Source organism: Myxococcus faecalis (assembly GCF_050039385.1).
In the GTDB taxonomy this organism is placed as follows: Bacteria; Myxococcota; Myxococcia; order Myxococcales; family Myxococcaceae; genus Myxococcus; species Myxococcus fulvus.
This window is the reverse complement of the sequence record NZ_CP144336.1, coordinates 9,772,985-9,795,946: the sequence shown is the minus strand read 5'-3', so window position 1 is coordinate 9,795,946 and position 22,962 is coordinate 9,772,985. Positions and strand designations below refer to the sequence as shown.

The following is a 22,962-nucleotide window of genomic DNA, read 5'->3' as shown; positions in this document are numbered from 1 at the left end:
GTCCTCGAAGGGCTCGGCTCAGCGGCGACGGCGCAGCAGTTCCTGGACGTCGCCATCGGCCAGGTCATCCACGTCGGACAGGAGCGCTTCCAGGTCCGCGTCCTCGACCCGCTCCCTCGCGGGTGCCGCCTGCTCCGGCAGGCCCAGCACCTCCCTCGCCAGATGGTCCACGAGCGCGTTCACCGTGGGGTTGTCGAAGGCGACCGTCGCGGGCAGCGAGACGCCCAGGCTTCGCTGGAGGACGTTGCGCAGCTCCACGGACATCAGCGAGTCCATGCCCAGGTCGAAGAAGCCCTGGCCCGGGTCCAGCGCCTCCGTCAGAGGTCGCCCCAACACACCGTTCACCAGGCCGCCCACGTGCACGCGCAGCTCGGCCCGGCGCTCGGCGGGCGGCAGGCGCTCCAGCTTCGCCCGGAGGTCTTCGCTCGCGGCCGGGCCCGGCTGCGCGACGAAGTCCTCGTACAGCGCGGCGCGCCCCCGGCGCCCGAGCACGGCCCAGTCCACCGGCAGGATGCCGAGCTGACCTCCCAACCCCAGCGCCTGCTCGAAGACGCGCAGCCCGTCCGCGGGAGGAATCACGCCGAAGCCCAGCTGCTCCATGCGCCGCTGGAGTGACTCCTCCGCGGCGGCGCCGACTTCGGACCAGGCGCCCCAGTCGAGGCTCAGGCCGGGCAACCCCTCGGCACGACGCAGGTGCGCCAGTGAGTCCAGGAATGCATTCGCGGCCACGTAGCTCGACTGACCGGCGGAGCCAATCATCGACGCCGCCGAGGAGAAGAGGACGAAGAAGTCGAGCGCCGCCCCCTGGAACACACAGTGCAGATTCCATCCGCCGGAGACCTTCGCGGCGAACACGTTGGCGAACCGCTCGGGCGTCATCTGCATCAACAGCCCGTCGTCGATGACACCCGCCGCATGCACCACGCCACGGATGGGCGGCTGACATCCCTCGAGGGCACGCTCGAGCTCGGAAGCCACGGACACGTTGCACGAGAGCGTCCGCACCTCCACGCCCCGCTCCGCCAGTCCCGCCAGTCGCGCGCGTGCAGATTCCCCCGGAGCCCTTCGCCCCAGCAGGACGAGATGCCGCGCCCCACGTTCCACCAGTCGCTCCGCCACGGCGAGCCCCAGCCCGCCGAGCCCCCCCGTGACGAGGTAGCTCGCATCCGGACGCAGCGAGGCTTCGGTCTCGCCGCTCGACAGCCGCAGTCGACGGCTGCGCACCAGTCGTGGCACGCGGCGGCTCCGACCTCGAAGGGCCACCTCCTCCTCGCTCCCGCCGAGCAGCTCGTCCCGCAGTTGCTCCACCTCGTGCTCGGGAGCACTCGGGTCCAGGTCCACGCGGCGGCATTGAAGCTCCGGATGCTCGCGAGCAATCGCCTTGCCGAGTCCCCACAGGACCGCGCCCGCGGGCCCGGAGAGCGGCCCTCCTTCGACAGGGGCCTGCGCCCCTCGTGTCACGAGCCAGAGCGACGTGGACCCCATCGGGGCCCGGACGAGGGCCTGCACCAGCTCCAGCCCCCGCGTGCCGTGCTCCAAGGCCGCACCGGGCACATCGGTCCCCGCGCCATCCAAACTCCAGAGGTCGATGACGTGCACCGGTGCCGGGCCTTCACGCATCGCGAGGAGCGCCTCGGCGCGCTCGCGGTCGAAGGCACGCTCTCGCGCCACCGTCTCCACGCGCCAGCCTCGTGCCCGGAGCCCCTCCGCGAGGCGGCTCCCCACCCCTGTCCCGTCATCGAGGATGAGGCCGAAGCCGACAGACCGGGACGCCGCCACTGACGGAGCGTCCCGCCACTCCAGCTCATAGAGCCAGTTCTGCAAGCGCTTGCTCCTTGCTCCCAGGAATCCGTCGCGACCGACACGCTGCAGTCGCAGCCGCTCCACCACGGCCACGAGCTCCCCCTCCGCGGTGAACAGCTCCAGGTCACACGTGTAGCCGGACCCCTTCGCCTCCTCGTCACGCGACATCCGCGCGTGCGCCCAGACCTCACGTGCCCCCGCGCTCCACACCTGGACCCTTCCGACGCCGACCGGCAGATAGGCGGCATCGCCCTCCTCCTCCAGGACGGCCCCCACCATCTGGAAGCAGGCATCCAGGAGCGCGGGCACAAGGACATAGCGCTCCGCATCCACCACGGCCTCACCGGCCAGGGCGAGCTGCCCCAACACCTCGCTCCCACCACTCCACAGCCCGCGAATGGCTCGGAAGCTGGGGCCATAGGCGAGACCCGCCTTGCCCAGCTTGTCGTAGTAGCCATCCACGGCCACTTCGGCGCCGAGCGCGGTCCGCAGCGCTTGGAGGTCGACACGTCCATTCGACTCTCGCGTCGCCGCGCGGAGCCTGCCGTGGGCATGGAGGGTCCATGATGGCTCGGGCTCACCTGCCGTCGACTCCTGGCTGAAGATCTCGAACCGCCCCGCGCGGTCTCCCTCCGGCGTGTAGAGCAACTGCACGCGCCGCTCCCCTTCGTCAGGGAGGAAGAGCGCTTGGGAGAAGCCGAGCTCGTCGACGACACCTCCGTCCGCTCCGAACAGCGCCAGACCCGCGGCGAGCCCCATCTCCACGTACGCCGCTCCTGGCACGACGAGCTGTCCGTATACGGCGTGGTCTCGAAGGAACGCGGGCGAGGAGGCCCCCAGCGAGGACTCGAACTGTCGTGTCCGGGCCGGCGAGTCCTGTCGGCTCCCCAGCAGCGGGTGGACGCCCGCGGTGCTCCGGGCTCGCACGCCCTGACGATCCCACCCCGTGCCGGCCAGCTCCATCCAGTGCCTCTTGCGTTGAAAGGGGTACCCCGGCAGCGAGACCTTGCGTCGCTCCCGGCCTGCATCCAGCCCGAGCCAATCCACCGTCGCGCCCGCCGAATAGAGCGAGGCGAGCCCCTCCAGCATCTGCCGCCAATCCGAGCGCTCCGGCCGGAGGCTCGACAACCAGAGCGTTCCCTCCCCGGAGACACACGCCTGCCCCATCGCGGTCAGGGTCGGCCTGGGCCCCACCTCCACGAAGGCCTGGACCCCCGCCCGGCTCAGCGTCTCCACGCTCCGCGCGAACCGCACGGGCCCCCGGAGCTGCTCCACCCAATACCGGGGCTCCAGCAGCTCACCACGGGCCTCCTCACCGCTCACGTTGGAGATGAGTGGGATGGCCGGAGGCTGGAGGCGGACCTTGGCCACCTCGCGCGAGAACGCGTCGAGGATGGGGTCCATCAGCGCCGAATGGAAGGCGTGGGACACACGCAGGAGCGAGCCGCGCTTGCCCTGCTTGTCCAGCTCGCCGAGACAGTCGCGCACCGCGCCCTCGCGACCCGAGATGACGACGCTGCGCGGACCGTTGAGCGCCGCGATGGAGACCTGTCCCGCGTACCGGGGCAGCAGCGCCTCCACCATCGACGGGTCCGCGGACACGGTGGCCATCGCGCCCCCCGAGGGGAGCGACTGCATCAACCGGGCGCGCGCCACGATGAGCTGGAGACCCTCCTCCAACGTGAAGACACCGGCCACGCACGCGGCCACCAGCTCGCCCACGGAGTGCCCCATCACGAAGTCAGGGACGATGCCCCATGACATCCACACCCGCGCCAGTGCGTACTCGAGCGCGAACAGCACCGGCTGCGTGAAGCCCGTCGCGTCCAGTCGCGCGCGGGCGGCCTCGTCGCGCTCGGACGGGTACAGCAGCCCGGGGAGCGACTGTCCCAGCAGCGGAGCCAGCACCTCGTCACAGCGCTGCAGCGTCTGACGGAAGAGCGGCTCCGTCCGGAAGAGCTCCTCGCCCATCCCGAGCCACTGCGAGCCCTGTCCCGTGAACAGGAACGCGATGCGGGGAGCGCCTTGGACGCGCTGCACGTCACGTCTCGCGCGGAGCTGCTCGCGCAGGCCCTCGTGCGAGTCCCCGAGCACGGCGAGACGGTACTGGAAATGGGTGCGCCCCGTGTTCGCGGTGAAGCACACATCCTCCACGGGTGTTGCGGTCAGCTCCGCGCTCCCGAGCGCCTCGTCGTAGCGCTGCGCGAGCGCCCCCAGCGCCTCCGGACTCCTCGCCGACAACGCAAGGACGTGGACGGGCCTCGGGAACTCCTCCGGGCCCCTGGGGGCCTCGGGCGGGGCCTCCGCGACGAGGACATGGGCGTTGACCCCACTGAGGCCGAACCCGCTGATGCCCGCGACCCGGGGCCCCGCGGGCCACGGTGTCATCTCCGTGGGCACCCGGAGCCGCAGTTGCTCCCAGTCGATGGCCGGGTTGGGATTGCGCAGGTGCAGGTGCGGAGGAATGGCGCCATGGCGCAGCGAGAGCGCGACCTTGATGAGCCCCGCGGCGCCAGCGGCCGACTCCAGGTGGCCCAGGTTCGTCTTCACCGAGCCGACCAGGAGCGGCGCCTCTGTACCTCGCCCCTCCCCGAGCACCGCGTCCAGGGCCCGCAGCTCGATGGGGTCTCCCAGCGGCGTCCCCGTCCCATGCGCCTCCACGTAGCGCACATCGGACGGCGAGAGGCTCGCGGACCTCAGCGCCCTGCGCAGCAGCTTCTCCTGCGCGGGCCCATGAGGCACCGTCAGCCCACCGCTGGGCCCGTCGTGGTTCACCGCCGAGCCCCGGACGACGGCGTGGATGCGGTCCTTGTCCCGCAGCGCATCCGAGAGCCGCTTGAGCACCAGGACGCCGCAGCCCTCGCCTCGCCCGTACCCGTTGGCGGACGCATCGAAGGTCTTCGAGCGCCCATCCGGCGCCAGCGCCCGCATCTTCGACAGGACGATGTTGTTGTCCGGATGGAGGATGAGGTTCACGCCCCCCGCGAGTGCCAGCGAGCACTCCGCCTGACGCAGCGCCTGGCACGCGAGGTGGACCGAGACGAGCGCCGAGGAGCACGCCGTCGCGACGACCATCGACGGGCCCTGCAAGCCCAGCACATACGAGACGCGCCCCGCCGAGAAGCTCAGCTCGTTCCCCGTCCCCATGTAGGGCAGGTCTCTCGTCGGCAGCGCGTTGAACGGGACGCGCCCGTAGTCGCTGCTGAGGAAGCCGACGTATACGCCCGTGTCGCTCCCCGCCAGCGAGCCCGGGGCAATGCCCGCGTCCTCCAGCGACTCCCACGCGACCTCCAGCATCAAGCGCTGCTGGGGGTCGACGTAGCTCGCCTCGCGCGGCGACAGCCCGAAGAACTCGCAGTCGAACGCGGCGATGGGCTGCGAGAGGAAGCCTCCCTCGCGCACGACCATCTTCCACGCGGCATCGGGGTCCTCGGCGAAATAGGCCTGCGCGTCCCAGCGGTCCGCGGGCACCGGCCCCACCGCGTCGACTCCCGCGCGCAGGAGCTCCCAGTACCGCTCCGGCGTGTCCGCGCCTCCAGGAAAGCGGCACCCCATGCCGATGATGGCGATGGGCTCCGAGCGCGCGTGCTCCAACCCCTCCACCTTCGCGCGGAGGGTCTTGATGGCCAGGGCCGCCCGCTGCAGGGGCGTCAGCTCCTCCGTGGGGGAGGACGTCGAGTCGTCGGGCATCGCGTGGGCCTAGGTCGAAGAGGCGACGAGCTGCGCGGGACCGGGGCTCACCGCGGGCCTGGCCCCAAGACGGGCCCAGTCGATCGTGCCCAGCTGCGCGGCCATCTTCAGGTCGATGATGCGCTGGCGCTCCGTGCGGTCCAGCACGAGGCTCAGGTGCTTCGCGCCCTCGCGGATGACCCAACCCCACTCCAGGAACCGCGCGAGCATCGCGTCGAAGTCCGCCGCCGGCATCGGGCCTCCCTCGCGCGACTCGTTCACCTTCTCGAGCCCGACACGAGCGCTCTGGATGGAGTCCATGGCCTTCAACAGCCGGACGCCGTCCACCGTCACCTCCGTCTCCCGCGACGCCCCATCCCGCGTGTCCAGCACGTACGTCGCGCCATCGCGCGTCTTCAGCTCGAGCGTCACGCCCCGGCTGTACCCGTCGCGCCACTCCTCGGTCCGCTTCAGCGTGTCCTGGAGATAGACCGTCGGGTCGATGTCGCCCTCGAGGTCGTAGTCGAAGTAGTACGCGATGCGCCGGCGCTCCTCGGCGGGCAGCGCGGCGTAGACATAGTCATACGCCCACTTCTGGCGGACGTTCTTGAGGTTGTACTTCTCCGGCGTCTTCCAATACGGCGCGAACCGGTCCATGCGGATGCGCCCGCATCCTCCAGGCGGGGGCAGGTGGACGAGCGAGGGCATCAGCCGGGCCATCTCCGCGTACTCCTCGGGCGCCTCACCCGGGAAGCCGAAGAGGATGTTCCAGTTCACGTTGATGTCGAACTCCTCGCACCACTTGATGAGCTGGATGTTCTGCAGGCGCGTGGTGCCCTTGTCCATCAGCTCCAGGATGGACGTGCTGAGGCTCTCGATGCCCGGCTGCAGCTCGGTGACCCCCCCGGCGACCATGAGCTCGAGCTGCTCCTTCCGGAGGTTGCTCTTCGTCTCATAGAACATGGTGATTTCGTCCCCCTGCTCGATGAGCGCGGGGAACACCGACTTGATGTATTTCAGGTCCAGGATGTTGTCGGCCATCATGAAGAAGTTGAAGCCGTAGCGACCCGCCAGCGTGCGCAGCTCCTGGACGAAGCGACCCGGGTCCTTGCTCCGGTACGCCATGCCGGAGCCGTTGAGGCCGCAGAAGGTGCAGTGCGACTTCGCTCCCCACCAGCAGCCACGTGACGACTCCGCCGTCAGGTTGGCGCGCTTGGCCATCGGCATGTCCTTGATGGCCTCGAAGTAGTGGTCGAAGTCCGGAATCGGCAGCGTGTCCATGGCCTCGAACGGCGGCGCGGCCACGTAGCGAGGCTGGGGGCGGCCGCCGCGGCGATCCAACACGCCCTTGACCAGGTCGACGATGACGCCCTCGCCCTCTCCGGAGACCACGTGGTCCATGAAGGGGAAATTGTCCGAGAGCGCCTTGCCCATGTCGGCCTCGCAGTTGGCGCCGCCCATGATGAGCGTCAGCTCCTCGCGCGGGCGCAGCCGGCGCAGCTCCTTCGCCAGCGCGAGCGAGGCGACGCTCTGCTGGAACGTCGAGGTGAAGCCGATGACGCGCGGATTGTCCACGAGGATGTCCTGCGCCCACTGCCTGACGATGCGCGGGCTGTCCTCGCGCAGGGCGCGAATCAGCTCGCGGGCACGCCCCCAGTGCAGCGCCTGCTCACGCCGCGCGCCGCCCGAGGTGGCGCCCTCCGTGTGCTGCTTCACCTCCAGCAGCGGCGTCAGGCGGTCCGCGTACTCCTCCCAGTTCGAGGCCGCGTCGCCCCACAGCGCCGGAGCGAAGACCATCTCCCCCAGCAGCAGGTCCGGCGAGGCCGGCAGGAAGGCCATCTCCCCCGCGAGGATCTCCGGGGGCGTGGCGTAGGAGAGGTAGTAGTAGAGCTCCCAGCCGATCTGCCGCATGAACTGGACGTTGAGGTAGCGGACATCCGCCTGGATGCCGCTCCTGCCGAGCACCCCTATCAGCGTGCTCACGCCCAGCGCGGGCTGATGTTCGGGGAGGAAGGGAGCAACGACGAAGCGGACCTGAACGGAATCACCAGACACGTTCCACTCCTTTGCGAATCTCAACGCAGGGCTTCGTAGAGAGAACCCGACAGCTCACCGATGCTCTTGCCCCCCAACAGCTCCTGGAGGGGGAACTCCACCCGCAGCTCCGCGTGCAGCAGCTTCTTGAGCTCCACGCCCATCAGGGAGTCGAGCCCCAGCTCATGCAGCGACTGCTCCGGCTCCGGGAGCTGGGTGACGCCCAGCTCCAGCACCTTCGCCACCCGCGCGCGGAACCACTCGAGCACCGCGCTCCGCCCGTCCTCCGCGGAGCCCTGGCGCACGCGGCGCAGCAGCTCGCGTCTGAGCTCCGCGCCCGCGTGACCCGCGCCAGCATCCCCACCGAAGTCCGCGAACAACGGCGGAGGCCCGTCCCCCGGAAGGCCGCCGAGGAACGTGGGCCAGTGGATGGGCATCACCCCCACCACCGCCGGCATCGGACCAAAGACCTGCTCCAGGATGGCGAATGCCTGCCTCGCAGGCACCAGGCCCACGCCGCGCTTGCGCATGCGCGCGTCCAGCGCCGCCTGGGCCTCGTCGCCGGGCTGAGTCCAGGCGCCCCAGCTCGAGCTCTGCCCTGGCAGGCCCTGGGAGCGTCGGTACTCGGCGAGCCCGTCCAGGAAGGCTGTCGCCGCCAGGTGGTTGCCCTGCCCCGAGGCGCCCATCAACGACGTGGACGAGGACAGCGAGAAGAAGAAGTCGAGCGGCGTGCCCGCGAGCCACCGGTGCAGGTTCCACGCACCGGCGACCTTGGCCGCGAACACCCGGCCCAGGCGCTCGCGCGTCTGGTGCACGAGGATGCCGTCGTCCACCTCCGTCGCCGCGTGGATGATGCCTCGCAGCGGCGGCATGCGCTTCGAGATGCCCGCCATCACGAAGTCGAGGTCCGAGTCCACCGACACACCCGCGAGCGAAATGATGGCCGCGCCCCGGGCGCGCATCTCCTTCACCTCCTCGGCGGACACGTCGCTCGCCCGCTTGCGCCCCAGGAGCACCAGGTTGCGCGCCCCGCGCTCCACCATCCACCGCGCCACCTGGAGGCCCAGTCCGCCCAGCCCTCCCGTCACCAGGTAGGTGGCGTCCGCCCTGAACTGGAGGCGTCCCGCGCCCTCCCAGTCCCACCGCCGATGCCGGGCCAGCCGCAGCACGTGCCGACGCCCCTCGCGCAACAGGACCTGGTCCTCGTCGTCGCGGGAGCACAGCTCCGTCCACAGCGCCTGCGCTCCGTCCTCGAGGTCGCGCCGCGGATCCAGGTCGACCCGGCGGCAGTCGAGCTCCGGGTGCTCATAGGCAATCGCCTTCCCCAAGCCCCAGAGTGGAGCCCCCAGCAGGCCCGGGAGCCCGCCCGTGTCGTCGGCGCGCTGGGCGCCCCGCGTGGCCATCCAGAGTGAAGGCGAGGCCGGGTGGCTCGCGCCCGCCGTGAGCAGGGCCTGGGCGAGGTACAGCAGGCCGCCGCACGCATCGAGGGTCTCGTCCTGGAGCCGCGCGACGGTCAGCCCCTCCGGCTCCGGCACCTCGAGGCTCCACAGGTAGACGACCTGGGAAGGCACGAGCCCGGCGGCGGACAGCGCCTCCATCAACCGGAGGAAGGACTCCGGGTTCCGCGGGGGCACTTCGTAACCGCCGTCCTCGCGCTGTCGGAACACCTCGCCGCGGTGGACGAAGGTGCAGCGTCCCCCCGCCTCGCTCACGCGCCGCGAGAGCGCCTCACCCACCCCTCCCTTGTCCGCGAAGACCAGGCAGTGCCCGGGCGACGGGGTGGCTTCCTCCGCGGGCGGAGGGCTCGCGACGGGCCGCCACGTGGGCGCATACACCCACGTGTGTGGCAGCTCGGCGTAGGGAGTCGCCGCCGTCAGCCTCTCGCGGTTCAGCGCCTCCAACTGCCCTGACTCCATCCCACCGCGCCGCTCGGCGGTCAGCAGCAGATAGGCGGCCGCGCCGCCACGGAGCAGACCGCCCATCACCTCGTACGCGCGGGCCACCTGCGCACGCGCATCCTCGCCCCCCCAGCCCAGCTGCGACAGCCGCGCGTCCAGTTGGGGCTCGTGGAGGAAGTTCCCCATCTCACGGGCCGCGTCCACGCAGTCCACGACGAGGAAGCCATTCGTGGTGAGCCAGACGGCCAGCTCCTCGATGAGCGGCAGCGACAGTCGCTCGACGTGCGGCGGCGCCAGGCCCGTCTTCAGGAACACGTCCCCGAGGACCAGTCGCCCCCCTTCGCGGACCTTCTTCCCCAGGGCCGCAAAGAGAGCGCCCCGCGCCTCCGGAGGACCGAGGGCCTCCAGTCCGAAGGCGACATCGAAGCCCGGCTCCAGCGCGTCGGAGTCGAGCCCGCCCGTCACGACCTCGATGCGGCCCTCCAGCGCCTGGGCACGCACGCGCTCGCGGGCCGCCTCCACCTCTCGGGACGAGGATGCATGGCCGAAGATGCGGAACGTCCCGGGCCGTCGGGCCAGCGACACCCACTCGCGGCCTTCACCGCCGCCGAAGCCGAGGACCCGCTCGCACGCGGTGAGGTCCACCGACCGGAACAGCACCCCGCGCAGCTCGCGGTGCGCGTCCTCCAGGAGCCGGGCCTGCTCGTACGTCCGCGTCCCTCGCGCCGCGAGCACCCAGGAGAACTCCGCGGCGACCTCCGGGAACGGCGCCAACGTCGCGAAGTCCTCCGTCCCCTCCTGGAGCAACACGTCCAGGCCAGGACGCGGACCCACCGCACGAGGTGCCGGGGCCCGCTTCAGCGCCAGCTCCAGCAGCGCCCTGCGCTCGGGTGAAAGCGCGGCGAGTCGCTCCGCGAGGATACGTCCCTGTCCCTCTTGTTCCATGAGACCGCCTCCTCGACGACACCTCGCCCGTGGTGGGACAGCGCCCACCGACGTGGCGAGGAAGACCGTGGATGCACGACGCGGACGACGTGGACTCAGGTGAGCGAAATCTTCTCCGGACCCGTGGTGCCGGGACGGCTGCCCGGCTCACCTTCCGTGCTCCTGGGGCGCTCCACCGTGCCATGGGTGGTGTGAGCCGGAGGACACGCGGCGTCGGGCCCATGGGCGTGAGCGACCCGCTCTCCGCGGAGCTTCGCGCTGGCCTCCTCCATCATCTGCTTGATGGTCATCATCCGCGGGCTGAGCGGCGACTCCGCGCACGAGGCCGCCGCACCGGCGACGCCCGGCCGGTACTCGCCCCGGATGGCCGAGTCGATGTGCTCCAGCTCGTGGATCTGCGCCTGGAGCAGGTGGGAGACCCCCTGCAGCACGTCCTTCTTCGCGCGGAAGAGCTGCTGGATGAAGCCCTTCCCTCCTGGAATCAAGGCATCGACGACCTCCGCGACGCGGGCGCCTTCCTCGGGCTGCGTCTCCAACCGGAAGAAGTCCTTCGGCAAACGTCTGCTCTGCCAGACCATGTTCAAACCCTCTCTTTCTTGAACTCGACGACGAGTCTGTCGCCCTCCAGGCTCGCCCCGGCGGTGGCGAGTGGCGCGACCATCCTGGGGAGCAGGACATTGCGCCGGAGGGCACCTACCTGGATGACGAGCTCCGCCTCGCGCCGGGACAGCGAGACCTCTTCCTTGCGCGCGAAGGGGAGCTGGACCTCCAGCCTGTACACATCCACGGCCTGCTTGCCGACGCCAACGCTGGGAGGCGTGCTCCCGAGCCGCGCCGGGTCTTCGCCTCGGTACAGCAGCGTCGCGAAGGCCTCGAGCGCCTCCTCCCCGACGATGTCCCGCCCCTGGAGCGCAATCCCTGTCACCGGGATGGAGCCGACCAGGTGCTGGAGGTTCTCGACCGCCGGGTGCCGGGCGAGGGCCGCATCCTCCCCCACCAGCGCGAGGCGATTGAGGATGATTCCATCCAGGGCAAGGCCTTGCAGACCGAACGCCGAGCAGGCCCTCCGGAGGCCCTGCTCGGTCCGGTGGTCATGCGTCGTCACCCACCGCACGCGCGTCACCGTGGGGTCTCGCAGCAGCGCGCCCACGTCCGTCAGCTTGTCGCTGACCGCGTGGAGGACATCCGGGTCCACGCGCGACGGCCGTGCCCGCCGAGCGCTCTGCTCCGGAGCCCTCGACCTGCGCGCATACCAGCCCACGGCGTCCGCGCCGCCGACGAAGCGCGGCGCGTCTCCCGCATCGATGACGATGAGGTCGTACGTCCGCGCGCGGCTGTGCTCGCCGAGCAGGAGGAGCGCCAGCAGCACCTCCACCCCCGGAGCGAGCGCCACCTCCTCCGCCGTCACGCCCTCCAGGCCACCACCGAGCAGCGCGGCCACCTCGCCGCGGCCCTCGCTCCAGCGGCGCTTCAGCTCCGACGTGACGTCGAGCTCCTGAAGGTGCAGCCGGTCCTCGACGCGAACGGGCAGCCCCCGGGCCTCCGGGAGCACCGGCGCCACCAGGCCGAAGGCCCCACGCAGGTCTCGTGAGGAGTCGAAGGAAAAGACCAACGTGCGCTGGCCCCGACGCGAGGCCGCAAGGCCCGTCGCCGCCGCCACCGTCGTCCGGCCCGCGCCGCCGCTCCCCGAGACCAGGAGGACTTGCGTCGTCTCAGCCATCAGGTCCCCACCTGTGAGGGCTGCGTGTCCTGCCGCGAGTCGCCCAGCCAGCCGGACTTCTCGAGCCAGTGCCGCGTGCGCTGGAGCTGGTCCATGGTGGACTGCTGACTCAGCAGTTGGACGAGCGCCGCCTCCACATGCTTCGCGTCGTAGGCGGAGATGCGCTGCTCCACGATGGGGTCCAGCCGGAAGTACTTCTTCCGGAGGATCATCCGGCACTGGTAGTTCACCGCGTCCGAGCCCGCCTCCAGCAACATCTTCACCAGCACCATCGGGTCTCGGGTGTCCAACAGCCACCGGGCGAAGCCCCAGTTGGACTCGCCGCTCCGGAAGGTGGGCGAGAGGAAGGAGGACATGATGCCGTTGCCCATGGACAGCACCAGGATGGAGTCCAGGCTGGGCGGCTCGGTCGCCAGCGTGTCCACCTGCTCGTGCTTGTTCTTGCGGGAGCTGTTGTTGATGGCCTGGGCCAGCCCCACGAGCGAGGGATTGTTGGCGTACAGCCCGCCATCCACGTAGCCGCTGCCCCGCTCCTTGAGCCCCTGATAGATGGGATAGGAGAGCGGCGGCGAGCCGCTGCGCATCAGGACGTCGATGAGCAGCTCATTCATGTCCGGGTCGTTCTCCGGGCCCGTGTTGTGGAAGATCTTCGATTTCCACGTCCGCACGCCCTTGCGCTGTCCGTCGAGCTGGAAGCTCGGGATGACGACCTTGCGCTTCAGATCGCCCAGCCGCGTCGTCATCCCGAAGTAGCCGCCCAGGAAGTCGCGCATGTAGTTCGAGTCGAGGAAGGAGCTGGCGCCCGTCAGGGCCAGCAGCGTGCGTCCCAGGGAGACGCCCTTCCTGTTCATGGCGACGGCCTCGCCCCAGAACTGGAGGCTCTTGTCGTAGGCGCTGTCCGGGTCCGCCGCGCTGGCGAAGAAGGCCGCGTTGAACGAGCCCGCGGAGGTGCCCACGAAGAGGTCCACCTGATTGAGCAGGGCCCGTCGGTCTCCTCCCGCGTCGAGCGTCTGTCGGAGCGCTCCGAGCATGCCCGTGGTGACGTAGCCCTCCCCTCCACTGATGGAGGAACCATCCATTGACAGGATCCGGTGCGGCATCACGCGACCTCCTTCGAGAACTGCGCCTTCCACCCATTCGCGGGCAGGAGCGCCCGAGAAGGTTCTTGTCCGGGCACTCCGGGCAGGGCCGCGTCCAGGCATTGCTGGAGTCGCGAGGCCAGCACCGCGGCGTTCTTCTCATCCATGACGAGTGTCATGTGATTGCCGGGGACCACGATGACCTGCAAGCCATTGGGCGCGAACCTGCGCACGCTGTCGACCAGCGAATCCCGCCCCTGGCTCGGGGGCTCGGCCCGGAAGAGCGTGGCGCGGCCCCCGTACGCGGTGAAGGTGTAGGAGCGCTCCGCCCGCAGGGTGACCAACATGTTCCGCGCCGTTCGCGACACGTCCTTCAGGAACCTGCGCAGGTACGTGCGCTGCCCGCCCGAGTCCTTGCGCCAGAGGTCCTTGGGCGTCTCCGGGAGGCTGATGCCCATCCACTCGCCCACGAGCCGGAGGTTCTCGTAGTCCCGCGGCAGCGGCGTCTGCGCCAGCACCTTCACCAGCTGCGAGCCCGTGGAGACCGCCTGCCGGAGGTCCTGACTGTCCTGCGCGGCCTTGCGGTCGAGCGAGGCGCCATCAATCAGGCCGAGCAGCGCGACCTGCTCTCCCTGCGCCTCGAGCTGGCGCGCCATCTCGCACACGATGATGCCGCCGAAGGACCACCCCGCGAGGCGATACGGCCCCCGAGGCTGCATCCGCCGCATGATGTCCACGTAGTGCGCCGCCGCCTCCTCGATGGTGGCCCTGGGGGCGCTGTCGTCCAGCAGCCCCGGCATCTGGAAGCCGAAGACGGGCTGCTCGGGACTCAGGTGGCGGGTGAGCGAGACATAGACGGCGGGATTGCCCGCGGAGGGCGGCGCGACGAACAGCGGCGGGTTGCGCCCCTGGGGCCTCAGCGCCACCACGCCCTCGGGCAGGCGCGGCGCGAGCACTCCGGCCTGCGCGTCGACCCACCGGGCGAGTCCCTCCACCGTGGGCCGCTCGAAGAGTTCGTTGAGGGGGACCTCCACGTCCAGCACGCTCCGGATGCGCGCGATGAGGGTGACGGCGAGCAGCGAGTGCCCACCCAGGTCGAAGAAGCTGTCGCCGGGAGCCACGGCGTCGAGCCCCAGCAGCTCGCGGAAGAGGGCCTGGAGCTTTCGCTCCGTGTCGGTCAACACGCCGGATTCGCGCACGGCGAGGCCCCGGGTCCGTGGCCCTGCCTCCGCGCTGGGAAGCGCCTTGCGGTCGACCTTGCCGCTGGGCGTGAGCGGCAGCACGTCGAGGATGAGGAGGACCGACGGGCGCATGTATTCGGGGAGTTCTCCCTGGAGGAACTCGCGCAGCACGCGCTCCAGGTCCTCACCCGGCGCTCGCGGCTCCGAGGGCTGGACGTAGGCGACGAGGCGCGGCTCCTGTCCCGGAGCGCGCTGCAACACCACGGCGGCGTGGGTGACCCTCGGGTGCCGCGCGAGGGCGGCCTCCACCTCTCCGGACTCGACGCGGTGACCACGAATCTTGAGCTGGTCGTCCAACCGCCCCAGGAACTCGAGCGTGCCGTCCGGCAGATACCGGGCCAGATCTCCCGTGCGATACAGCCGCGCGCCCGCCTCGAAGGGGTCGGGCACGAAGCGCTCGGCTGTCAGGTCCGGGCGCCCCAGGTATCCCCGGGCCAGCCCCACGCCGCCGATGTACAGCTCCCCCGACACGCCGACGGCCACCGGCTGCCCCCAGCGGTCCAGGACATACAGCGCGGTGTTCGAGATGGGCTTGCCGATGGGGATGCGCTCGGGGAGCGCGCCGCCGTCCGCGGGCACGTCGTGGAAGCAGCACGCCACGGCGGCCTCCGTGGGGCCGTACTCGTTGATGACGCGCGTGGGGAGGCGCAGGCCACGCCACGTCTCCAGGTCTCCACCGTGGAGTCCCTCGCCACCGAGGACGACCGCATGGGTGCGCTCCAGCACCTCGCGCAGCCGCCCCAGCCCGTCGAACGCGCGCAGGTGCGAGGGCGTCAGCTTGATGAAGCTGAAGCCCTGCTCGGGGTAGTCCCTGGAGGACAGCAGGTCCAGCTCCCGCCCCCGTGGCAGCAGGAACAGCGCGCGGCCCGAGATGAGCGGCGCGAAGAGGCTGGTCAGCGTGCCGTCGAAGCTGATGGACCCGAGCACCGGGCTCCCCGTGCCCTCGTCGAGCCGGTACGTCCGCACGCTCCACTTCAGATAGTTGACGATGCTCCGGTGCGTGACCTCCGTGCCCTTCGGCTGGCCCGTGGAGCCGGAGGTGTAGAGGACGTAGGCCAGGTGGTCCGGGGTGACGTCACGGCGCAGGCACACACCGGTGGCGTCCGGGAGCCGCTCCGCCGCCGCGTCCACGTGGAGGACCGTCATGCCGGCCTCCAGCTCCGGGTGTGTCCCGGAGGTGAGCAGCACCCGCGGACGGGCGTCGTCGAGGATGCGCCGCAGTCGCGCGTGCGGCTCGTCGGGGTCGAGCGCGAGGAACACGCCGCCCGCCTTGAGCACCGCCAGCAGGCTCACGATGAGCCGGGGCGAGCGCTCCATGCAGAGGCCCACCCGCGTCTCGGGCCCCACGCCCAGCGCCTGCAGCGCCGCCGCGAGTCGGTCCGCGCGCTGGTCCAGCTCGCCATAGGTCAGCTCCCAGTCCCCCATGACGAGCGCGCAGGCGTCCGGCGTCCGCGCCGCGCGGGCCTCGAACAACGCGTGCAGGCACGGCCCGTCCGCGCCCTCCCCTCGCGTGTCGTTCCACTGCCGGAGGAGGCGCTCGCGCGCGTCCGCGGGCAGCAACGGGAGCTCGCCCACCGGGCGCTGGGGCTCGGTGAGCAACCCCCGCAGCAGTTGCTGGAAGCAGTCCGCGTAGTGCTGGACGGTGCCCTGGTCGAAGAGGCCCCGGTTGAACACGAAGCGCACCGTGAGCCGGTCGCCGTGGTCCTCCACGAAGAGGTCCAGGTCGAAGCGCGAGGTGGTGGTCTCGAACTCGAGCGGGAGGATGTTCATCCCGCTCGGCGCCGGCGTGCCTTCCATGGCCCGCGTCCACGAGAACACGGTCTGGAACAGGGGATTGTAGCCGGGGTTGCGCGGGGGCTTCAGCTCCTCGACGAGCAGGTCGAAGGGCAGGTCCTGATGAGCGAAGGCGTCGAGCACCACCTCCCGGACGCGCTTCACCACGGTGGAGAAGTCCGGACGGCCCCCCAGGTCCACTCGCATCACCAGGTTGTCGACGAAGAAGCCCACCAGCGGCTCCAGCTCGGTGCGGGTCCGGTTGATGGAGTTCGCGCCGATGACCAGGTCCTCCTGTCCGGTGAGCCGGTGCAGCAGGACGAAGAAGGCGCCCAGCATGCCCATGAAGGGTGTGGCGTTGGCCGCATGGCTCAGGGTCTTCAGCGCCTCGGTGAGCGGGGCCTCCACCTCGAGGCGGACCTCGCCTCCCGCATAGGTCCGCACCCGGGGACGCGGGCGGTCCGTGGGGAGCTCCAGCAGCGGAGGCATCCCGGCCAGTCGCCGCTTCCAGGCGTCCACCAGCTCGCGGCGGACCTCGCCCCGCAGGTGCCCCCGCTGCCAGATGGCGAAATCGGAGTACTGCAGCGGCAAGGGAGGCAGAGGAGAGGGCCGCCCCTGGACGAAGGCCGCGTAGAGGGCCGTCAGCTCGCGGATGATGAGGCCGCGCGCCCAGACATCCGCCGAGATGTGATGCAGGCAGGCCTGGACGTACTGGCCTTGGGGCCCCCGGTCGACCACGAGGACGCGGATCAACGGGCCCTGGGACAAATCGAAGGGCCGCTCCCCTTCGCGGCGCAGGAACACCTCCGTGCCCGAGGGCTCGTGGGCGAACACCTCCGCCTCCTGCATCACCTCGAACTCGAGCCGTGGCTCGGGGTCGACGAGCTGCACCGGGACGCCCTCCTGCTCGGCGTAGCGCGTGCGGAGGATTTCGTGACGGCGGACGATCTCGACGAAGCAGCGCTCCAGGATCCCCACGTCGAGATGTCCCTCGACCCGCATGGGCATCACCAGGTTGTAGCTGGCGCCTCCGGGTTCGAGCCGATCGAGGAACCACAGCCGCTGCTGTCCGAACGACAGCGGGGCTGGCCCCGTGCGCTCGACGGGGGTGATGGGGCGCTCCTCGTCCACCCGCTGGCGCTCTCTCAGCAGCGCCAGCAGCTCCTGCTTGTGCTCGGCGAGCACCTTCAGGAGCTCCTCGCCCGCGGCCCCCTTCGGGCCTCGGAGCTTCAATTGCTCGCCCTCGGCACGGACCTCGAGGCCCCGCCGATTCAGCTCGGCGAGCAGCTCACCCATCCTCATAGCGTCAGCTCCTCGACCTCGGACTGCGCGGCGGAGACGGGGACACGCGCGAGCAGCTCGCTGAGCTCGAGCTGCTCGTGCAGCGCCTCCACGATTCCGGCGACACCGGTGCCGTCGATGAAGCGGGCCATGGGCAGGTCCACCCCCAGCTCGCGACCCATGCGGTTCTTCAGCTCGACGGCGCGCAGCGAGTCGAGCCCCATCTCGTTGAGGGAGATCTTCTTCTGGAGCACCTCGTGCTCCGGCGGGAACCCGAGCAACGGCGCCAACCGGCCCCGCACGTAGTGCGTCAGGAGCCCTCGCCGACGCGCGCCATCCGAGCGCGTGAACTCCTCCAGCAGCTCCACCATCCGGCCCGTGCCGGCGGAGGGCGCCTTCTCACGCGCCGCCAGCTCGGAGAACAGGGGGCCGTGGACCTCGGAGAGCGAAGCCCCCTGCGTGGAGGGGTCGAAGGGCAGCACCCCCACCTGCGCGACCTCCCGGCCCAGCAGCTCCTCGAGCAAACGCAACGCCCGCTGGGGCTGAAGGCCCGTGACATCCGCTGTCGCCGTGCGTCCCCTCGCCTTCTGGGCCATTCCCTCGCCAGCCCACTGTCCCCAGTTGACGCTGAGCGCGGGCAGCGCCTTCGCGCGGCGGTGGTGCGCCAGCGCGTCGAGGAAGGTGTTGGCGGCCATGTAGTTGGCCTGCCCGGCGACGCCGACGAGCGACGCCGCGGACGAGTACAGGACGAAGAGGTCGAGCGGCAGCCCAACCGTCGCGTGATGCAGGTTCCACGCGCCCATCACCTTGGGCGCGAGCACACGCTCCAGACGCTCCCGGTCCTGCCGCAGGAACACGCCGTCCTCCAGCACGCCCGCAGCGTGGAAGATGCCTCGCAGCCGGGTGCCTCTCCCGGCGAGGTCCTCCAGGACGCGCCGCACGTCGTCCAGGCGCGAGACATCCGCGCGCGCCACCGTGACCTCACAGCCGCGCGCGCCCAGCTCGTCGAGTCGCGGCTTCGTCGCGTCTGTCGGTGCGCCTCGGCCGACCAGGACCAGGTGACGGGCGCCGGCTTCCACCAACCACGCGGCGGTGGCGAGCCCGAGCGCGCCCAAGCCTCCGGTGATGAGATACGCGCCATCGGCGTGCACACCCATCGGGCGGGGGGTGTTCGACGGCGCGACGGGCCGCGTGAGCCGAGCGCCAAGGAGCCGAGCGCCTCGGAGCGCCAGCAGGTTCTCCCCTGTCACGCGGGTCATCCGCTCGAACAACCGCGAGGCGGCGTCCTCGCCGTCGTCCAGGTCCACCAACCGGCACCCCAGCTCCGGATGTTCGATGGCGGCCGCGCGTCCCAGTCCCCAGAGCATCGACTGCGCGAGGCCATCCACGGTGTCCCCTGGTGCGGCCGCGACGGCGCCTCGGCTCACCAGCCACAGCGCCGGCCGCTGGGCCCATCTCGCGCGCGCCATGGCCTGCACGAGGTGGAGGACGCCCGTCGCGCTCCGTGCGGTTGCCCCCATGAGGGAATCCGGTGAGAGCGCTTCGGCCCGGCGCTCGTCGAGCCCCCAGAGGCAGACGACCGTCGTCGGCGCGGCCCCCTCATCGGACAGCGCCTGGAGGAGTCGGACGAAGCCGTCTGGATCGCTCGGGTCGACATGGACGTGGCCCGGCTCCTCGCTCGCGTCCGGCGTCACCCAGACACATGTTCCACCGTGACGGTGGACCTGCGCCTTCAGGCCCTCCGCGACGCCGCCCGAGTCCGCGAGCAACAACCAACGCTGGGTCTGGAGGGAAGCCGGTGTCCGGGTCGGAGGAGAATCCAGCTCGCGCCACGCCAGCTCGAGGAGCAGCTCCCGCGTGGAGCCGGAGAGGGACGTCGAGAGCGCTCGCCGGTCGATGCGCTTCAGCAGCAGCCCCTCGACCTCGGCGATGACCTCCCCTGTCTCCCCGAGGATGCGCAGGTCGATGCTCAAGAGCTCATCGGAGGCGGAGGCTCGCTCGTCGTGGCGTGCGTGGACCCAGGCGCTGCTCCCGGGCTTCTTGAACCAGCGCAGGCGCTGGATGGCGACCGGCATCCGTTGGCGGTGGTCCCGTGCCTCGCTGGCCTCCTCCATGAACAGGGCCGCGACGGTCTGGAAGCAGGCGTCGAGGATGAGCGGATGCAGCCGGTACTCGCCCATCCCGATGACCTGGTTGTCGGGCAGCCGCACATGGGCGAGGCAGGCGTTCTTCCCGAACCTCAGCGCATCGATGGCACGGAACGACGGGCCGTACTCGATGCCATGGCGCGCCATCAGCGCGTAGAACGGCTCGACCGGTCGCGGCGGGGAGAAGCGCGCGAGCAGCCCGGCCTCCAGCTCGACGTGTCGCGCGGACTCGCGATGCTCCGCGAGATAACCATGGGCGAGGCGGGCCCAGTCGCCCTCGGCGCCCGTCGTCTCCTGACTGTAGATCTCGAAGTGCGTGCGCCCTTCCCCTGGCGTCAGCACCGTCTGGACCTCACGGCCCTCGGCCTCGCCGAGCACGAGCGGGCGCTCCAGCTCGAACGAGAGCACGTCGAACGACGCCTCCGGCGACGCCGTGAAGTGCGCGGCCCCCAGCGCCATCTCGACGTAGCAGGCGGCCGGCAGCACCGTCGCGCCGAAGACCCGATGCTCGGCGAGGAACGAGGGCTCCCGGATACCCAGGCGCGCCGCGAAGCGCGTCCCCTTCGTCCCCGCGAGTGACAACGGTGCGCCCGCGAGCAGAGGGGAACTGGCGCGAGCCGTCCTCCGCTCCGCCATGGAGCCCCCCGTCGGGGAGTCGATCCAATAGCGCTCGCGACGGAAGGGGTACGTCGGGAGGGTGACGGACCGCCGCTCGAAGGGTGCATCGAACGCGCTCCAGTCCACCTCGAAGCCCCGCTCGTAGAGAGCGCCCAGGACGGTGAGCAGCTGCGCTGTCTCGCCAGAGGAGGGACGCAGGCTCGGAAGCCAGCTCAGCGCCTCCTCGTGGGGGTAGCTGCGCAGGCCGAGGCCGGTGAGGACCGGCGTGGGCCCCACCTCCAGGAACGTGCGGTGCTTCTGTTCACGCAATGTCTCCAGCGCGTCGGCGAAGCGGACGGGCTCGCGCAGGTGGCGGCACCAGTACGCGGGGCGGGTCAGCGCCTCCGAGACGAGCCCGCCCTCCAGCGTGGAGACGAAGGGGAGCCGTGGCACGGCGAGCGCCACCCCGTCGAAGCACGCCTCGAATGCCGTCACCACCGGCTCCATGAGCGGCGAGTGGAAGGCGTGGGTGACGGACAGCGGCCTGCAGCCGATGCCCTCACGCGACAGACGCGCCGCGACCTCGGAGAGCGCCGCGCGGTCTCCGGAGATGACCAGGTCCTGAGGACCGTTGACCGCCGCGAGCGAGATGAGCTGGGAGAGCGGCGCGAGCGTCGGAGCAAGCACCTCCAGCGTGGCGTTGACGGCCAGCATCGCGCCCTCGCCCGGGGCCTCATGGATGAGCCGGGAGCGCGCGACGACCAGCTTCAGCGCGTCCTCGATGGACAGGACTCCGGCGACCACGGCGGCCGCGTACTCGCCCAGGCTGTGACCGACCACCGCTCCTGGGACGATGCCCCACGACGACCACAGCTCGCAGAGCGCGTATTCGAGCGCCACGAGCGCGGGCTGGGCGTAGCGCGTGTCCGCGAGCAAGGAGGAGGACTGCTCGCCATGCAGGATGTCCTCGAGCCTGGGTTCGAGCAGCCCCTTCAGCGCCTCCGAGCACCGCTGCACCGCCGCATGGAACACGGGCCAGGTCTGCGCGAGCTCGCGCCCCACCCCGGGACGCAGCGAGCCCTGCCCCGTGAACAAGAAGACCGGCCTCGGGCCCTCCGTCCCCCGTCGAGGCTCGCGCTGGGGCTGGGTCCTCCCCGCGCCCAGACGCGACAGGCCCGCCCGGAGCTCGGCCGCGTTCGCGCCCGAGACCGCCGCGCGGTGCTCGAAGTGGGAGCGACCGACGTTGGCCGTGTAGCACCAGTCTCCGAGCATTTCGCCCTCGTCGGGCAGCGTGGACGCATGCACCTCCACCAGCGCCTCGAGCGCGGCCTCGGTCTTGGCCGACAGGGTCAGCAGGTGGACGGGGCGCTCACGCACCACCGGAGGGCGAGGCAGCAGCGGGGCCTCCTCCACCACGAGGTGCACGTTGGTGCCGCTGAAGCCGAAGCTGCTCAGGCCCGCGAGCCGCCGCTGTTCCCCTCGCGGCCAGGGCCGCAGCGCGGTGGGGATGACCACCGGCAGGTCCTCCCAGCGGATGTTCGGGTTCGGCCGCGAGAAGTGGAGGTGCGCGGGGATGGCCTCGTGCCGCAAGGCCAGCAGCACCTTGATGAGCCCCGCGATTCCGGCCGCGGCCTCCAGGTGTCCGATGTTCGTCTTCACGGAGCCGACGAACAGCGGCGAGGCTCGCGCGGGCGCGCGGCCGAAGACCGAGCGGAGCGCCTCCATCTCGATGGGGTCGCCGAGCGACGTCCCCGTGCCGTGGGCCTCGACGTAGCCCACCTGCTCGGGCTCCACGCCGCAGCCCTCCAGCGCCATGCGGATGACGCGCTCCTGCGCGCGCCCGTTCGGCACCATCAAGCCGCTGCTGCGTCCATCGTGGTTGAGCGCCGAGCCCCGGATGACGCCGAGGATGGGGTTGCCCTGGGCCAGCGCGTCCGACAGGCGCTTGAGCACGACGACGCCGCACCCTTCCCCGCGCGAGAAGCCATCCGCCGACGCATCGAAGGTCTTGCACCGACCATCGACCGCCAGCATCCGGTTCTGGCACTCGAACATCATGGTGATGGGGGACAGGCTCAGGCTGACGCCTCCCGCGAGGGCCAGGTCGCTCTCGTCGTTGCGCAGGCTCTGGCACGCCAGGTGGACGGCGACCGCGGAGGACGAGCACGCGGTGTCCACGGTGAGCGCCGGCCCCTGGAGGCCCAGCGTGTGGGCGATGCGCCCCGCCGCCATGGACGGGTAGTTGAGGGACGCGGAGTGCATCTCCACGCCCGCGGTGATGCCGAGCACGTTGTAGTCGTTGTGCATCAGCCCCACGAAGACACCGGTGCGGCTCCCGGACAGCCCCGCTGGGGGGATGCCCGCGCGCTCCAGGGAGCGCCAGCACTCCTCGAGCAGCATGCGCTGCTGCGGATCCATGTCCTTCGCGTCGCGCGGAGGGATGCCGAAGAACGCGGGCTCGAACAGGTCGACGTTCTCGATGAAGGCGCCCCGGCGCGTGTACACCTTCCCCTTCGCGCCCGGCGTGGGGTCGTAGATTTCGTCGATGTTCCAGCGCTCGGGAGGCACCTCGCGGGTCGCATCGCCTCCCTCGCGGAGGAATTGCCAGAAGGTCTCCGGCAGCTCGCCTCCGCCAGGGAAGCGGCAGGACATGCCGACGACGGCGATGGGCTCCGCGGCCAGGAGGTCCTTCTTGGCGCGGAGCTGGTTCGCGAGATAGGCGAGCTTGACGGCCGGCAGCTCGCTGATGCGTGTCGGTAGTTTCGCCATCCGGTC

8 protein-coding genes are annotated in these 22,962 nt (G+C 70.9%); all 8 read right to left on the bottom strand.

Annotated elements, in window-relative coordinates:
• Nucleotides 1-18: 18 nt before the first annotated feature.
• Nucleotides 19-5,493 carry a type I polyketide synthase gene (locus VZQ01_RS39275; RefSeq protein WP_426746189.1) on the bottom strand — a complete coding sequence of 1,825 codons (5,475 nt, stop codon included), beginning with the start codon at nucleotides 5,491-5,493 and terminating at the stop codon, nucleotides 19-21.
• A gap of 9 nt (nucleotides 5,494-5,502) precedes the next feature.
• Nucleotides 5,503-7,527 carry a RiPP maturation radical SAM C-methyltransferase gene (locus VZQ01_RS39270; RefSeq protein WP_426746188.1) on the bottom strand — a complete coding sequence of 675 codons (2,025 nt, stop codon included), beginning with the start codon at nucleotides 7,525-7,527 and terminating at the stop codon, nucleotides 5,503-5,505.
• 20 nt (nucleotides 7,528-7,547) lie between these two features.
• On the bottom strand, nucleotides 7,548-10,349 hold the full coding sequence (locus VZQ01_RS39265) for an SDR family NAD(P)-dependent oxidoreductase (RefSeq protein ID WP_426746187.1): 2,802 nt from the start codon (nucleotides 10,347-10,349) through the stop codon (nucleotides 7,548-7,550).
• Nucleotides 10,350-10,444: 95 nt separating this feature from the next.
• A complete protein-coding gene (locus tag VZQ01_RS39260) occupies nucleotides 10,445-10,927 on the bottom strand; it encodes a hypothetical protein (protein ID WP_426746186.1) in 483 nt (160 codons plus the stop codon).
• A gap of 2 nt (nucleotides 10,928-10,929) precedes the next feature.
• Nucleotides 10,930-12,069: an ArsA family ATPase gene (locus VZQ01_RS39255; RefSeq protein ID WP_426746185.1), complete on the bottom strand. Its 1,140-nt coding sequence runs from the start codon at nucleotides 12,067-12,069 to the stop codon at nucleotides 10,930-10,932.
• Complete coding sequence (locus VZQ01_RS39250; protein WP_223747404.1) at nucleotides 12,069-13,169, bottom strand: patatin-like phospholipase family protein; 1,101 nt, start codon at nucleotides 13,167-13,169, stop codon at nucleotides 12,069-12,071. The genes VZQ01_RS39255 and VZQ01_RS39250 overlap by 1 nt, the downstream gene beginning before the upstream one ends.
• Nucleotides 13,169-17,464 (bottom strand): non-ribosomal peptide synthetase, encoded by a 4,296-nt coding sequence (locus tag VZQ01_RS39245; RefSeq protein WP_426746184.1) that lies wholly within the window; start codon nucleotides 17,462-17,464, stop codon nucleotides 13,169-13,171. The genes VZQ01_RS39250 and VZQ01_RS39245 overlap by 1 nt, the downstream gene beginning before the upstream one ends.
• Complete coding sequence (locus VZQ01_RS39240; protein WP_426746182.1) at nucleotides 17,461-22,956, bottom strand: type I polyketide synthase; 5,496 nt, start codon at nucleotides 22,954-22,956, stop codon at nucleotides 17,461-17,463. The genes VZQ01_RS39245 and VZQ01_RS39240 overlap by 4 nt, the downstream gene beginning before the upstream one ends.
• Nucleotides 22,957-22,962 lie beyond the last annotated feature (6 nt).